The sequence below is a fragment of the Brachybacterium sp. genome (genome assembly GCF_052095815.1).
Classification (GTDB): domain Bacteria; phylum Actinomycetota; class Actinomycetes; order Actinomycetales; family Dermabacteraceae; genus Brachybacterium.
Window position 1 is genome coordinate 106,078 of record NZ_JBQDLF010000005.1, and the last position, 13,583, is coordinate 119,660.

General features: G+C 69.5%; 15 protein-coding genes. 1 reads left to right on the forward strand and 14 read right to left on the reverse strand.

What is annotated here, in order from left to right; genetic code table 11:
* Positions 1-163: 163 nt before the first annotated feature.
* Both tsf and rpsB read right to left on the reverse strand, forming a co-directional pair.
* The gene (tsf, locus tag ACTH43_RS03715; RefSeq protein WP_441443583.1) at positions 164-988 is read right to left on the reverse strand and encodes a translation elongation factor Ts; all 825 of its coding nucleotides are present in this window, start codon (positions 986-988) and stop codon (positions 164-166) included.
* A gap of 101 nt (positions 989-1,089) precedes the next feature.
* Positions 1,090-2,043, reverse strand: a complete 954-nt coding sequence (gene rpsB, locus ACTH43_RS03720) for a 30S ribosomal protein S2 (protein WP_441443584.1) — start codon at positions 2,041-2,043, stop codon at positions 1,090-1,092.
* A 568-nt stretch (positions 2,044-2,611) separates the two neighbouring features.
* Here rpsB and ACTH43_RS03725 point away from each other — a divergent pair.
* Entirely contained in the window at positions 2,612-3,346 is a 735-nt protein-coding gene (locus ACTH43_RS03725) for a peptidoglycan DD-metalloendopeptidase family protein (RefSeq protein WP_441443585.1), read from the forward strand.
* Positions 3,347-3,427: 81 nt separating this feature from the next.
* Here ACTH43_RS03725 and ACTH43_RS03730 read toward each other — a convergent pair whose 3' ends face one another.
* From ACTH43_RS03730 to ACTH43_RS03785, 12 genes are all read right to left on the reverse strand, one after another.
* A complete protein-coding gene (locus tag ACTH43_RS03730; RefSeq protein WP_441443586.1) occupies positions 3,428-4,417 on the reverse strand; it encodes a tyrosine recombinase XerC in 990 nt (329 codons plus the stop codon).
* 136 nt (positions 4,418-4,553) lie between these two features.
* Positions 4,554-5,786, reverse strand: coding sequence for a DNA-processing protein DprA (gene dprA, locus ACTH43_RS03735; RefSeq protein WP_441443587.1), 1,233 nt, complete (start codon positions 5,784-5,786; stop codon positions 4,554-4,556).
* Complete coding sequence (locus ACTH43_RS03740) at positions 5,783-7,324, reverse strand: YifB family Mg chelatase-like AAA ATPase (RefSeq protein WP_441443588.1); 1,542 nt, start codon at positions 7,322-7,324, stop codon at positions 5,783-5,785. Before ACTH43_RS03740 ends, dprA begins: the two co-directional genes overlap by 4 nt.
* On the reverse strand, positions 7,324-7,854 hold the full coding sequence (locus ACTH43_RS03745) for a YraN family protein (protein ID WP_441443589.1): 531 nt from the start codon (positions 7,852-7,854) through the stop codon (positions 7,324-7,326). The genes ACTH43_RS03740 and ACTH43_RS03745 overlap by 1 nt, the downstream gene beginning before the upstream one ends.
* 190 nt (positions 7,855-8,044) lie before the next feature.
* Positions 8,045-8,347 carry a DUF2469 domain-containing protein gene (locus ACTH43_RS03750; RefSeq protein WP_441443590.1) on the reverse strand — a complete coding sequence of 101 codons (303 nt, stop codon included), beginning with the start codon at positions 8,345-8,347 and terminating at the stop codon, positions 8,045-8,047.
* Positions 8,344-9,186, reverse strand: a complete 843-nt coding sequence (locus tag ACTH43_RS03755) for a ribonuclease HII (RefSeq protein ID WP_441443591.1) — start codon at positions 9,184-9,186, stop codon at positions 8,344-8,346. Before ACTH43_RS03755 ends, ACTH43_RS03750 begins: the two co-directional genes overlap by 4 nt.
* Positions 9,183-9,956, reverse strand: a complete 774-nt coding sequence (lepB, locus tag ACTH43_RS03760; protein WP_441443592.1) for a signal peptidase I — start codon at positions 9,954-9,956, stop codon at positions 9,183-9,185. The genes ACTH43_RS03755 and lepB (ACTH43_RS03760) overlap by 4 nt, the downstream gene beginning before the upstream one ends.
* Before the next feature lie 30 nt (positions 9,957-9,986).
* Positions 9,987-10,565 (reverse strand): signal peptidase I, encoded by a 579-nt coding sequence (lepB, locus tag ACTH43_RS03765; RefSeq protein ID WP_441443593.1) that lies wholly within the window; start codon positions 10,563-10,565, stop codon positions 9,987-9,989.
* Positions 10,566-10,573: 8 nt separating this feature from the next.
* On the reverse strand, positions 10,574-10,924 hold the full coding sequence (gene rplS, locus ACTH43_RS03770; RefSeq protein WP_010551346.1) for a 50S ribosomal protein L19: 351 nt from the start codon (positions 10,922-10,924) through the stop codon (positions 10,574-10,576).
* Between the two features lie 332 nt (positions 10,925-11,256).
* Complete coding sequence (gene trmD, locus ACTH43_RS03775; protein ID WP_441443594.1) at positions 11,257-11,979, reverse strand: tRNA (guanosine(37)-N1)-methyltransferase TrmD; 723 nt, start codon at positions 11,977-11,979, stop codon at positions 11,257-11,259.
* Between the two features lie 8 nt (positions 11,980-11,987).
* The gene (rimM, locus tag ACTH43_RS03780) at positions 11,988-12,572 is read right to left on the reverse strand and encodes a ribosome maturation factor RimM (protein ID WP_441443595.1); all 585 of its coding nucleotides are present in this window, start codon (positions 12,570-12,572) and stop codon (positions 11,988-11,990) included.
* On the reverse strand, positions 12,569-13,387 hold the full coding sequence (locus ACTH43_RS03785; protein WP_441443596.1) for a hypothetical protein: 819 nt from the start codon (positions 13,385-13,387) through the stop codon (positions 12,569-12,571). Before ACTH43_RS03785 ends, rimM begins: the two co-directional genes overlap by 4 nt.
* Positions 13,388-13,583 lie beyond the last annotated feature (196 nt).

Here is a 13,583-nt window from a genome sequence, read left to right on the forward strand (position 1 = left end):
GTTGGGGGCCCTGCCCCGCCGGGTTATTGGCGGCCCTCCCGCGCGGGGCCCTGGGTGTTGATCCCGGCGCGGCCCCCCCCCGCGGGGGGGGGGCCCCGGGGCGGTGGCCACGCTCACGCGCGGCCGACGGGATCGGACCCTGGAAGGTCCGGCCCCGGTGTGGTCAGCTGCCGACGCGGAAGCGGACGAAACCGGTGATGGTGCCGCCGGCCTCCTCCACGATCTTGCCGACGGACTTCTTCGGATCCTTGGCGAAAGCCTGGTCCAGGAGGCAGTTCTCCTTGAAGAAGCCGTTCAGACGACCCTCGACGATCTTCTCAATCGCCTTCTCGGGCTTGCCCTCGTTCTTCGCGGTCTCCTCGGCGATGCGACGCTCGTTGGCGACCTGGTCCGCGGGGACCTCATCACGGGAGAGGAAGGCGGGGGTGAACGCAGCGATGTGCATGGCGACGTCGCGCGCGACCTCTGCACCGGCCTTGTCGGTGGCGACCAGCACGCCGACCTGCGGGGGCAGGTCCTTGTTGGTGCGGTGCATGTACGAGGACACGGACTCGCCGGAGACGCGACCGATACGACGCACCAGGATCTTCTCGCCCATGGTGGCGCCGGCGTTGGTCAGGGCCTCGCCGAAGGGGGTCGAAGCCAGGTCCTCGGGCTCGCTGGCCCCGGACTCGACGGCCGCGGCCACGGCCTCGTCGCCCAGGGCGACGAACTTGTCGTTCTTGGCCACGAAGTCGGTCTCGGAGTTGAGCTCGACGAGGGTGCCGGTCTGGCCGCCCTCGGTGTCGCGGATGTCGACGGCGATGAGGCCCTCGGACGCGGTGCGACCTTCACGCTTGGCGATGCCCTTGAGACCCTTGACGCGGATCAGCTCAACGGCCTTGACCTTGTCGCCGTTCGCCTCGTCGAGCGCCTTCTTGACGTCGAGCATGCCCGCGCCGGTGGACTCGCGGATTTCCTTGATGTCTGCTGCCGTGTAGTTGGCCATGTTCCTCTTCCTTGTCAGAGCTGCTGCGGGAGGGGCGGGGGCGGCGTGCGCCTCCCCGTGGAGGGGCCCGGGAGCGACGCTGTCGTTCCCGGGCCCGTGGGTCACTCGGCGGCGGGGGCCTCGGAGGACTTCTCCTCGGTGGACTCCTCGGCGGGAGCATCCTCGGACGGAGCCTCAGCTGCGGGGGTCTCCTCGACTGCGGGGGTCTCCTCTGCGGCGGGGGTCTCCTCAGCAGCGGCGACGGACTCCTCGGCGGGAGCGTCCTGCTGCTGGACCTCGGACTGCTTGAGCAGCTCCTGCTCCCACTCGGCCAGGGGCTCGGCCGCGACGGCGGAGACGTTCTTCTCGCCACCGGTGCTCTTGGCGTGGCGCTCCTGCAGACCAGCAGCCACGGCGTCCGCGATCACGCGGGTCAGCAGGGTGACGGAGCGGATCGCGTCGTCGTTGCCCGGGATCGGGTACGTGATCACGTCGGGATCGCAGTTGGTGTCCAGGATCGCGACGACCGGGATGTTGAGCTTCTGAGCCTCATCGACCGCGAGGTGCTCCTTGTTGGTGTCCACGACCCAGAGGGCCGAGGGCGCCTTGCCCATGTCGCGGATGCCGCCGAGGGTCTTCTCGAGCTTGTCCTTCTCGCGGCGCATCATCAGCAGCTCCTTCTTGGTGCGGCCGGAGGCGGCCACATCCTCGAAGTCGATCTGCTCGAGCTCCTTGAGGCGGTTCACACGCTGCGAGACCGTCTGCAGGTTCGTGAGCATTCCACCGAGCCAGCGCTGGTTCACGAAGGGCATGCCCACACGTGTGGCCTGCTCCTGGACGGACTCCTGAGCCTGCTTCTTGGTGCCGACGAACAGGATGGTGCCGCCGTGGATGACGGTCTGCTTGACGAAGTCATATGCCTTGTCGATGTACGTCAAGGTCTGCATGAGGTCGACGATGTAGATGCCGTTGCGCTCGGTGAAGATGAAGCGACGGACCTTCGGGTTCCACCGACGGGTCTGGTGACCGAAGTGGACGCCGCTCTCGAGGAGCTGGCGCATGGTGACTACTGCCATGATGATGCCTCTGTTCTCCGGGCCTGGGCTCGCACGGCGCGCCCGTGGGCGTCCGCAGTCATCGCGCAGGACCTGCATTCTCGGTTGTTCCCCCACCACCGGACGGTGTGGGGCCTGGTGCCCGGGTGCCGGCCGCCTCGGAGCATCCCGCACACGAGGTGCGAGAACGGCCGAGGACCGTTGGCCGACGAGCCCTGATGGGCACGCGAAGTCATCCGGACGGACCGGATGCTGAGAAGAGTCTATCTGACGCAGCAACCTGCCCGAGCGCGTCGTGCGTCACCTCGCGACCGCGATGCATGCTCCTCACGGGCTCGTCAACGGCTCATCGCGGGCATGTCGCGGGCTCGTCCCTGTCTTGTTGCGCGGACTCGTTGCGGGGACTCGTTGCGGGGACTCGTTGCGGGGACTCGTCGTGGAGAATCATTGCAGGGACTCGTCGCGGAGAGTCTTTGCGGAGACTCGTTGCGGACGCTGGTTCGCCGACGGTTCCTCCACAGCGACGCGCCATCCACAGCACGACCTGGACGCGAGCGGCCGGCGGACACTGCTGAGGAGGATGGCGCTCATGGCCATCTCATTCCTCGCCCCGTCTCCGGCTGCCGTGCTGCGTCTGGGGCTGGTGAGTCTGCTGCTGCTCTTCGCGGGTGTCGCGCCCGCGCAGGCGGATGCGCCGCCGTGGCAGTGGCCGCTCCCCCCTCCCCATCAGGTGATCGCGCCCTTCGAGGCACCGGAGCATCGCTACGGTCCCGGCCACCGAGGAATCGACATCGCAGCGCCAGTCGCGGGCGTCGTGGTGCGCGCGGTGGCTCCTGGCACTGTCAGGTTCAGCGGGATGGTGGCAGGGCGCGGGGTCGTCTCGGTCACCCATGCGGACGGACTCATCTCGACCTATGAGCCAGTGACCGGGACTGTCGCGGCGGGCGATCAAGTGGACACAGGGACGACGCTGGGGACGCTCGTGGACAAATCGGAGCTCTCTCACTGCCCGGGTACCGAGTGCCTCCATCTGGGGGCTCGACGGGGCGAGGACTATGTGGACCCGTTGCTCCTGCTCGGAGGGCGCGGGCCGAGCGTCCTGCTGCCCTGGGCTGATGGGCGATCGGGTGTCGGCGGCGCAGGTGGCGTGCAGCCGCCGACGGGCCCAGGCGCGAGCCCCGTCGGCGGGACTTCCCCGCGACTGGTGCCCTCCGGGGTTCGCGGGGACGCGGAGACGGTCTCAGAGAACGGCAGCGGGACGTGGATCTCGGGAGGTGGAGTCCGCAGCCACCGGCCCGGCCTGCGACAGGCTTCCCGCGCCTGAGCGACAGGCTTCCGTCGCATGAGGACGTCGCATGAGCACGTCGTATGAGCGGAGATCATCGGCTGTCTGACCGGCGGCAGCTCACGCGCGAGGATGGGCCTGATCGATTGTCCGGCGCAAGCGCTCGGCACTGACGTGGGTGTAGATCTGTGTGGTCGCCAGGGAGGAGTGTCCCAGGAAGTCCTGCACGCTGCGCAGGTCTGCTCCGCCTTCGACGAGATGGGTGGCAGCGCTGTGCCGCAGGGTGTGCGGCGAGATGTGCCGGGATATCCCGGCCTCGGACGCGTGACGATCCACCAGGGTGCGCACCGCGCGATCGCCGAGCCGTCCGCCGCGCACACCGAGGAAGAGTGCATCGTCGGCGCCGGCCGCCGCGCCCGCGGCCTCGAGCAGCACCGGCCGACCAGCTTCCTGCCACTGCTCGATGGCCTTGAGCGCAGGGAGCCCGACAGGGACGATCCGCTCCTTGTCTCCCTTTCCGCGCACTCTCACGGTGCGCTGGCCGTGGTCGATGCCGGAACGGTTCAGGGCGACCAGCTCGGAGACCCGGAGCCCGGAGGAGTAGAGCAGCTCCAGGACAGCTGCATCACGGAGCCTCACCGCTCGTTCCACCGGGTCCGGGGGCGCGGCGTCCTGAGAAGTGGCGCCTGCGTGCTCGAGGGCGGGCTCCGGTGCGCTCAACCCATCGAGCAGCTCGCCCGCTTGGTCTCCGGTGAGCACGGTGGGCAGGTGGCGACCTCGCCGTGGTGCGCGCAGCCTTCCCCCGACGTCGTGCGGGATCCGTCCCGTCGCCGCGAGCCAGGAGGTGAAGGTCCGTGCCGCCGCCGCGGAGCGGGCAAGGGTGCTCGCACTCGCCCCGGTGTCGGCCCGCTCCGCGAGCCAGGAACGCAGCGCCGCGACGTCCAGTTCAGCCACGGGGATGCGTTCGGCATCCCGCAGATGTTCGACCAGCCCGGCGACCTCCTGGCGATATGCGCGCACGGTGTGCTCGGAACGTCCCCGTTCGAGGCGGAGGTGCGCGACGAAGTCCTCGACGACAGTCCCCTCTGCGTGCCCGGACTCGGTGCTCATACCCCTCAGTGTCGTGCATCCAGGTCCGTGCCGTGCACCCACGCGAAAGGCAGGCGTGGCGAAACGCAGACGTGGGAGAGGTGAGTGCGCCGCTGGCCGGGCGCGTCGAGATGCATCGTGTCGGGAGCGCGGTGGGTCAGGGGGCGCGCCGGACACGTTCCGCGGTCCGCACCACCAGCCCCAGCAGTCCCAACCGCGCCAGGGCCGCCTCCACCTCCTGAGCGGTGAAGCCGATCTCGTCCGTGAGCCGGGCTGGGGAGATGCTCGACCTCGGCGGCACGGCGTCCAGCACCCTTCTGTCTGCGGGACTGAGCAGGTCCAGCTCATCCTGCACCGCCCAGCTGCCTTCCCCGGCGGCAGGGCCACCGGGAAGCAGATCCAACAGATCCGCTGACTCTGTCACCAGCACTGCGCCGCGTTCCCTGATCAGGCGGTGGCAGCCGGCGCTGGCTGCGGAGGTGATCGGTCCGGGCACAGCTCCGACCGGCCGCGAGAGCTGATCTGCCAGCCGAGCCGTGGACAGCGCTCCGGATCTCCAGGACGCTTCCACGACGACCGTCGCCCGGGACAGGGCGGCGATCAGGCGGTTGCGGGCCAGGAACCGCCATCGGGTCGGGGCGGTGCCCGGGGGCGCTTCGCTGAGGAGCAGGTGCCGGTCTCGGATCCGCTCCAGCAGATCGGAGTTGCCTCGCGGATAGAGCCGGTCCAGGCCTCCGGCGAGGATGGCGAGGGTTGCTCCTCCGTCGGCGGCGAGCGCACCGCGGTGAGCGGCGGCGTCGATCCCGTACGCCCCGCCCGAGACGACGGTACCGCCACCGGCGGCGAAGGCGGCAGCCAGGGAACCGGCGGTGTCTTCGCCATACGGAGTGGAGGCCCGCGAGCCCACCAGGGCGATGCATCGTTCACCGGCCAGCTGGTCGAGCCGGCCCGGCCCCTGCAGCCAGAGGCAATGCGGACGCGTCTCCTGTAGGTCGTCCAACGCTGCAGGCCATTCGGCGTCCTGCGGCGTGAGGATCCTGATCCGTCGCCGCTGGGCATCGTCGAGGATCTCCTCGAGCACGATGGTCTCCAGCCGGGCCCGCCACCGCGAGAGCGCTCGCTCGGCGCGTGAACGGCTCGTTCCCGGGGCGGGATCCGAGGCCTGTGCGGGCAGCTGGCCGCCGAGGGCGCGGTGCAGATCTGTGCTGCTGCCGTGCCGGGCCAGATCGAGAGCCGCCACCGGTCCGAGGAGGGTGCAGGCGAGCATCGCGACCGAATCCGATGGCTCCGCGATCACGGACCAGGTGATCCGGGCCGCACCATCCTGCTCAGCCGATGCCCGGGCGCCGTAGCGGTCCGGCGCGCTCTCCGGTGATGTCGGGGTGGTCATCGTGGTTCTCCTTCGCGCAGGGTGAGGGCAAGTCCGATGTGCTCAGCGGTGGGGCGCAGCGCCCCTGCCAGGTCGGCGAGGGTCCAGGCCAGTCGCAGCACGCGATCGTGCCCGCGCAGGGTGAGCCGGCCCTGTGCCACGGCGTGGTCCAGCAGGCGGCGCTCGGACGGGGCTGGAGAGAACTCCTTCCGCAGCAGCGGACCGGGCAGGTGAGCGTTGGTTGACCACGCCCGGCCCTTGAAGCGGGCGAGCTGTCGTTCACGAGCTGTGGCCACCCGGGCGGCGATCACTTCGCTCGGCTCTGCGAGCTCCGCCTCGACCCGGTGGACATCGACGGGACGGACCTCGACCCGCATGTCGATCCGGTCCAGCACGGGCCCCGAGAGCCGTGCCAGGTAACGACGTCGCTGCAGAGGTGTGCAGCGGCAGAGGTCTCCTTTGCCGTAGGCCATCCCGCAGGGGCAGGGATTCGCCGCTAAGACCAGTTGGAAGCGTGCCGGGTAACGGGTGACCGCTCGGGCCCGGTGGAGAGTGATGTCTCCGGTCTCAAGAGGCTCCCTCAGCGCCTCCAGCACTCGCGAGGAGAACTCCGGTGCTTCATCGAGGAACAGCACCCCGGCGTGGGCACGGGAGATCGCACCGGGCAGGGCGAGTCCCGACCCTCCCCCGACCACGGCCGCGGTGGAGGCTGTGTGATGGGGATTCTCGAAGGGAGGGGATCTCAGCAGTCCGGCACGGGCATCAAAGCGGCCGGCCAGGGAGTGGATCGCGGAGACGGCCAGGGAGTCCGCGCTGCCGAGTCGCGGGAGAATCCCGGGAAGACGGGAGGCGATCATGGTCTTCCCTGCTCCTGGCGGGCCCGTCAGGAGCAGGTGATGCGCGCCGGCGGCCGCGACCTCGGCGGCGCGCCTCGCCTGGGCCTGGCCGATCACATCGGAGAAGTCCAGTGCGAGTCCGCTTTCCGCTGACGCCACCGGTTCGGGAGGCGTCGGAGTGCTCGGGTCTCGCACGGGAGAGGGCGGGACGTCGGCGCCGTAGCGGTGCAGGACGCTGGTGAGGTCGGCGGCGCCATCGATCTCGATCCCTTCCACCAGGCGCGCCTCAGGCAGGTTCTCCTCAGGGACGATGGCGCGGGTGATGCCGAGCGAGCGGGCTGCGAGCAGTGCGGGCAACACTCCTGGAATCGGATGCAGGCGCCCGTCGAGACCCAGCTCCCCCAGCAGCACGGTGTCCGCCGGCACATGGACGAGAAGGTCGCCCTGGGCATCGACCACCGCCATCGCGATGGCGAGGTCGAAACCCGAACCTCGCTTGGGCCGCCAGGCCGGAGTCATGTTGACCGTGATGCGGCGCGAGGCGAGCCGGACCCCGCTGCGGGCTGCCGCGGCGCGCACGCGTTCACGGGCCTGCAGGGTCGAGGAGTCCGGAAGTCCCACCAGGGAGAAGGCCGGCAGCCCCATCGAGACGTCTGCCTCGACCTCGACCAGAGTTCCTTCCAGGCCGGTGAGGCTGATCGAGAGGGTGCGCGCGTGTCCCATCAGGACACCGCCTCGAGATGCTCGAGGGAGAAGGTCCCATCGAGATGGGCGTGCACGGCCACCACATCGATCCGCACATCTCGATGCGGGGTCGATCGCTCCATCAAGTACTCACCCGCGAGGCGTCGCAGCCTTCGGAGCTTATCGGGGGTGACAGCGGCCTGCGGCACGCCGGTGACGAAGGAACGCCTGGTCTTGACCTCGACGAACACCAGCGTGGTGTGCGCGAGGGCGACGATGTCGAGCTCTCCCTGGCGCAGGTGCAGGTTGCGCTCCACGATCTGCCACCCGCAGGCCTGCAGATGCTCCGCAGCAAGGTCCTCCCCCGCCTGCCCGAGCTCGCGGGTGGACATGTCCCGCACGCGTCGTGGCTTGGGCACGGCGACCGGGCCGATGACCGGCGGCTGCGCTGCAGGGCCCGGGATCTGAGGCGGCCTGGGCCCGTCGGCTGCTGCCGAGGCGGCGGGCCGGGGGCGGCGGTCCGGGCGGCGCCCTGCCGAGGGATCAGGAGCTGTGGCGAGACTGTTCATGCCAGTCAGCCTGGTGGGAGCTCAGCGAGCGCGGTACCGGTGCGCGGATCTTGGGGATGACGGAGGGCTGTGGAGGAACGGTCGCGCGCCGCCGCGGTGCGGAACCGCTCGGATCACGCGCCCCTTCGCAGCAAGGCCCGGCGCAGAATGGCCCGGCGCAGCCCGGCTTGGCGCAGCCCGGACCCTCGGCTCAGGGCAGGGAGATGTCCTGCTTGTTGAGCTCCTCGATGTTGACGTCCTTGAACGTCACCACCCGCACCGAACGCACGAACCGGGTGGAACGGTAGATGTCCCATACCCAGACATCCGCCAGCCGCAGCTCATAGAACACCTCGCCGCCGCCGGAGCGAACCTGAAGGTCCACCTGGTTGGCGAGGTAGAACCGGCGCTCGGTCTCGACCACGTAGGTGAACAGGCTGACCACATCGCGATACTCGCGGAACAGCTGGAGTTCGAGGTCTGACTCGTAATTCTCGAGTTCCTGGGCGCTCACCGACGCTCCTTCCCCTCGTACAGGTGCCAATCGTCGTCCCACAGTACGCCAGCGGTGGTCGAGGCTGCTGCCGCCACCAGCGCTGGGTCAGACGGCTCCGGCTCGGTCGGCACAGGAAGCGCAGTCGGCACAGAGAGCGCAGTCGGTACAGAGAGCGTGCGCGTCGGCGACGCCGCTGGAACGGTGGAGCTCAGCCGCCAGCTGCGGCGATGATGCTCATGCGGACCGAGCCGGTCGATGGCTTCGCGGTGCACAGCGGAGCCATAGCCCTTGTTGGAGGCCCAGCAGTAGTCCGGTGCCAGAGCGTCGATCTCGACCATGTGTGCATCACGCGCGACCTTCGCCAGGACGCTGGCCGCCGAGACGCTCGCACAGTCGCGATCTGCGGCGACCCTCAGCTCGACCAGCGGCGCCGGTCCGGAGCCGGTGCTCAGCGCGGCGGAGAGCACATCGACGTCGCCGTCCAGCACGATCGCGTCGATCTCCAGCTCGAGGGCACCGAGCGCGCGCAGCGCGGCACGGGTGAGGGCAGGCATGATGCCGATCTCATCGACCTCTCCGGCACTCGCCCAGCCCACCGAAGAGCCTGCGGCGGTGGCGCGGATAGGGTCCACCAGCGCCTCGCGGCGCCGAGCGGTCAGCTTCTTGGAGTCCCTCACACCCTCGGGGAGTGCCAGGGCTCGACCGTCGACCACCTTGATCGCGCACGCGCCGACGGCGACCGGACCTGCGAGCGCACCGCGGCCCACCTCATCGATGCCGACGACGATGCGAGGCCCGGGCCCTCGACGGGCAGCCAGCGCGAGCTCGAGGTCGAGGGTGGGGGCAGGGCTGCTCACGGCGTCTCGGGAACGGTCGCGAAGGTCTCGCGGCCGTCGTTCAGGCGGTCCCAGCTGCTGGTGGGCCAGAAGATGACCTCGGCCCGGCCGGTGATGTCGGATTCGTCGACGAAGCCGCCGTCTCCCTGGGTCTCATGCCAGGCGGAGTCCGCGGAGGCGTAGCGGTTGTCGCCCATCACCCACACCTTCCCCTCCGGGACGGTGACATCGAACGCGACCTGGCAGGCAGAGGTCTGAGGGTTGATGTAGGGCTCCTCGAGCGGCGTGCCGTTGACCTCCAGGACACCGCCCTGCTCCTCGCAGACGACACGGTCGCCGGACACCCCTATCAGCCGCTTGACCAGGTGGTCCTGGGAGGGGTCCGGCGCGAGGCCCACCATGCTCAGCAGCATCATCACCCGCACCCGCGGGGTGGGGTTCTCCGTGGCGTCGCCCGGGATCCAATCATCGGGGTCCTCGAAGACGATGACGTCCCCGCGCTGCAGGTCGAACACTCCGGGACTGAGCTTGGAGACGAGGATCTTGTCGTTCTCCAGCAGGGTCGGGTTCATCGAAGCGGAGGGGATGTAGAAGGGCTGGATCAGGAAGGTCTTCACCAGCACGGCGATGACCAGGGCGACCGCCATGGTGACCAGGGTGTCGAGCCACAGCGGCATCCGCTGACGGCGGTGGGTGCGCTCGGAGTCGCGCTCCGCGTCGGAGCGGTCCTCACCAGGTGCGGGGTCCGCAGAATCGGACACAGCAGGGCGAGGTTCTTCGGACGCGTTCATCGCGGTGATCCTATCGGCAGATGCTGGGCGTCAGAGGGCACCGCTGCGAGTGAGAGGCCACACGATGCGATCCGCCTCCCCCACGACGCGGTCCAGCGGGACCATCCCACCGCCCGGAGCGCCGAGCAGGTGACGGGAGTCGGTGGAGTCGGCGCGGTTGTCGCCGAGCACGAACATATGACCTGCGGGGACCTGCAGATCGAACTCGATCTCGCTGGGGACCGTGCCCTCGGGCAGATAGGGCTCCTCCAGAGGGACGCCATCCACGGTGATCGCGCCGTTCGGATCGCAGCAGGTGACGCGGTCTCCATCGATCGCAATCACACGCTTGACCCAGTAGCGGTCGCCGTCGGACGCGGACGGGGCGAAGTACCCGATGCCGTCGAAGACCACGATGTCACCGCGCTCCGCGGTGCCGCGCTGCGATCGGTCCGCCAGGAGCACGTCACCGGGCTCGAGGGTCGGCGACATCGACGCCGAGGGGACACGGAACGGCTGGGCGACGAACTCCCGCGCCAGCAGTGCGATCACCAGCAGCAGCACGACGCAGACGGCGGCGGCCACCACCGAGTGGGGCCGCCGCCGTCCGTTCGCGTTGTCGCGGGACATTCCTGAGATCAGGAGTGGTCGCGCTTCTCCTTGATGCGGGCCTTCTTGCCCGTGAGGTTGCGCAGGTAGTACAGCTTCGCGCGACGGACGTCGCCACGGGTGACGACCTCGATCTTGTCGACGGTCGGTGCGTGCACGGGGAACACGCGCTCCACGCCGACGCCGAAGGAGATCTTGCGGACGCGGAAGGTCTCGCCCACGCCGTGGCCCTGACGGCCGATGACGTAGCCCTGGAAGACCTGGATACGAGAGCGGTTGCCCTCGATGACCTTCACGTGGACCTTGACGTTGTCGCCGGCGCGGAACGCGGGGACGTCCTCGCGCAGCGAGGCCTTGTCGAGCTCATCGAGCTTCTGCATGATGCTTCTCCAGCCCTCCGCCTCAGGTCGGACAGCTTCGTTCGTCGAGCTTCCCGAGATGCGGGAGGCCCGTCATGAACTGTCGATCCGGCGAGGAGCGAACTCCCCGTACCGGTGTGCTGGGACTCTGGCGGCGACTCCCATCGCCACGGAACATCCCGACCGCTTGCTGCGCCCCTCCCCTGAGGCAGAGGAGCGCGCGGTGCGCACAAGAGGTCATTGTGCCAGCGCGGGACCAGTCGCGGCAAGCCCCTGACCTCTCGTCGCCGCTGGTCACAGCGTACGGAACTGTCGTCTGCGTCACGCAGGCCGGGCGGCTGCGGGTGTCCGGGTCACTGGAGCAGGTCGGGGCGGCGTTCACCGGTGCGCTGGACGGACTGCTCACGACGCCAGGCGGCGATCTTCGCATGGTCCCCGGAGAGCAGGATCGGCGGCGCCTCCCGGACCATCCCGAGGGGATCGGTCCAGCTGGCGGGCCTCGTGTAGAGCGGGTACTCGAGCAGTCCGTCGGAATGGGACTCCTCGACGAGAGACTCGGCATTGCCGACCACCCCGGGGACCAGGCGCACCACCGCTTCGGTGATCGCGAGCACGGCGACCTCGCCGCCGTTGAGCACGTAGTCGCCCAGGGAAGCGAGCGCCACCTCGCAGCCGATATCGGCGAGATGCTCGTAGACCCGCTCGTCGATGCCCTCGTACCGGCCGCAGGCGAAGATGATCCACTCGCGCTGTGACCATTCCTGGGCGGTGGCCTGGACGAAGGGAGCCCCGGCAGGGTTGGGGAAGACGATCAGGGGCTCGACGTCGACCCCGAGGGATTCCTGGCCCTCGACGCGCACCCCGGCGAAAGCTGCTGCCCAGGGCTCGGGCTTCATCACCATGCCGGCGCCGCCGCCCAGCGGAGAGTCGTCCACAGTGCGGTGGCGGTCATGGGTCCACTGCCGCAGATCGTGCACGTGCAGGTCGACGAGGCCCTCGCGACGGGCCTTGCCGATCAGGGACAGCTCGAGCGGCGCGAGGTACTCGGGGAAGATCGTGATGACGTCGATGCGCATCGTCGGTCTCAGCGCTTCCCGCGCGGGGGTGCGGAGGTCTCCGGCTCCGGGCCCTGCTCGTCCTCGGGAAGGGCGTCGAAGAGTCCGCCGGGAGGATCGGCGATCACCACGCCCGCCTCGATGTCTACCTCGGGCACCAGCTCGTCGACCAGCGGCAGCTGGACCCGACGGCGGTCCAGGGTGCGCACCACCAGCAGGTCCTGTGCCGGGTAGTGCTCCACTCCCATGACGGTGCCGAGCTCACGGCCGTCCACATGGCGCACGATCAGGCCCTTGAGCTGGCTCGGGTACCAGGCCTCGGGGTCCTCGTCGGCCTCCTGCTCTTCATCCACCGCGATCGTCAGGTCCACGCCGCGCAGGGACTCGGCGTCGGTGCGATCAGCGACCTCGTCGAAGCTCACGTACCAGCGGTCCTGCTGGCGCCTGGATCGCCCCACGGTCAGCGTGCGGGCACGGCCGTCGACGTGCACGTCGAAGGCGGTGCCATCCTGCAGGCGCTCCTCGGGCTGGTCGGTGCGCAGGATCAGTGCGACCTCGCCGCGCAGTCCATGCGCTCTGCCGATGGTCGCGACGATGACGTCGAGTGTGCTCATGAGCCTTCTCCGTAGTCCATGCCGTCCTCGCGGGCGGCGTTCGCGCCGATGACGGCGCCGTTCTCGATCTCCCCGGGGTCCGGTGAGGAGTACCCGGCGTCAGTGCAGGCGGTGCTCAGCGCGGTCAGCGGCTGATCCAGGCCGTCCGACCAGGAGTCACCCGCCAGTGCGTCCTGGAACGGAACGCGGACCTGCTCGAGGGCTGTGGCCACCGCGTCATCGTCCACTGCCAGGATCTCCGCGGTCAGCAGGTCCGAGGTCTCCCGCACCTCGTCCATCCGATCCGCAGGGACCTCCCGGGCAGAGAGCCCCACCAGCTTGAACATGTTCGAGGTCAGCACATTGGCGTTGCCGAAATGGGTGAGGGTGCCGGGCGTGTCGAACACATCAGCACAGACCAGGGCCGCCGGTTTGGTGCCGTCGGCTCCTGGACCCACGGCCCAGCTCGCCGCGGCGGAGACTCCGCTGCAGCTGCCGGCCACTCCGTCCCAGGCGATGCGGAAGGCGTCGCCATCCGCCTCGGCGCCCCGCTCGGGCTCCGTGCGGAACCACTCTGACAGTGCCGCTGCGGCCTCTTTCGCCGCCGTGGGGGCTGCGTCGAAAGCACTGTCGATGTCGTCCCCGGTCATCTCATAGAAGAAAGGGTCCGTAGGTCCCGCCTCCGGGGCGGTCGCGGCTCGGTCCAGGGTGGTCCTGGAGAGCGGATCGGTGTAATCCGGATCGCCCCAGAAGGCTGCGCATGCCGCATCGAGGGCGGGGTCCTCGGTGAGCGTCTCCTCCACGGTGCCGGTGCTGGCGGCTCCGGTGCCGGGCACGGTCTCCTCGGTACTCGTGCCACCGGCTGCACATCCTGCCAGCAGCAAGGTCAGGCCCAGCAGGACGGCACCAACGCGGGAGGCGACAGCCTTCGGGTCGCGGGATCCGACCGCCTGTGGCTGACGCGACCCGGAAAGCCAGGAGCGGTGCTGCCCGGACCTCTGGGTCCGATCGGCACCACCGCTCCGTGAAGTG

Excerpts from the sequence above, each read along its gene's own strand:
- tsf (WP_441443583.1), bottom strand. The coding sequence starts at position 988 with ATGGCCAACTACACGGCAGCAGACATCAAGGAAATCCGCGAGTCCACC.
- rpsB (WP_441443584.1), bottom strand. The coding sequence starts at position 2,043 with ATGGCAGTAGTCACCATGCGCCAGCTCCTCGAGAGCGGCGTCCACTTC.
- ACTH43_RS03725 (WP_441443585.1), top strand. The coding sequence starts at position 2,612 with ATGGCCATCTCATTCCTCGCCCCGTCTCCGGCTGCCGTGCTGCGTCTG.
- ACTH43_RS03730 (WP_441443586.1), bottom strand. The coding sequence starts at position 4,417 with ATGAGCACCGAGTCCGGGCACGCAGAGGGGACTGTCGTCGAGGACTTC.
- dprA (WP_441443587.1), bottom strand. The coding sequence starts at position 5,786 with ATGACCACCCCGACATCACCGGAGAGCGCGCCGGACCGCTACGGCGCC.
- ACTH43_RS03740 (WP_441443588.1), bottom strand. The coding sequence starts at position 7,324 with ATGGGACACGCGCGCACCCTCTCGATCAGCCTCACCGGCCTGGAAGGA.
- ACTH43_RS03745 (WP_441443589.1), bottom strand. The coding sequence starts at position 7,854 with ATGAACAGTCTCGCCACAGCTCCTGATCCCTCGGCAGGGCGCCGCCCG.
- lepB (WP_441443592.1), bottom strand. The coding sequence starts at position 9,956 with ATGAACGCGTCCGAAGAACCTCGCCCTGCTGTGTCCGATTCTGCGGAC.
- lepB (WP_441443593.1), bottom strand. The coding sequence starts at position 10,565 with ATGTCCCGCGACAACGCGAACGGACGGCGGCGGCCCCACTCGGTGGTG.
- rplS (WP_010551346.1), bottom strand. The coding sequence starts at position 10,924 with ATGCAGAAGCTCGATGAGCTCGACAAGGCCTCGCTGCGCGAGGACGTC.
- trmD (WP_441443594.1), bottom strand. The coding sequence starts at position 11,979 with ATGCGCATCGACGTCATCACGATCTTCCCCGAGTACCTCGCGCCGCTC.
- rimM (WP_441443595.1), bottom strand. The coding sequence starts at position 12,572 with ATGAGCACACTCGACGTCATCGTCGCGACCATCGGCAGAGCGCATGGA.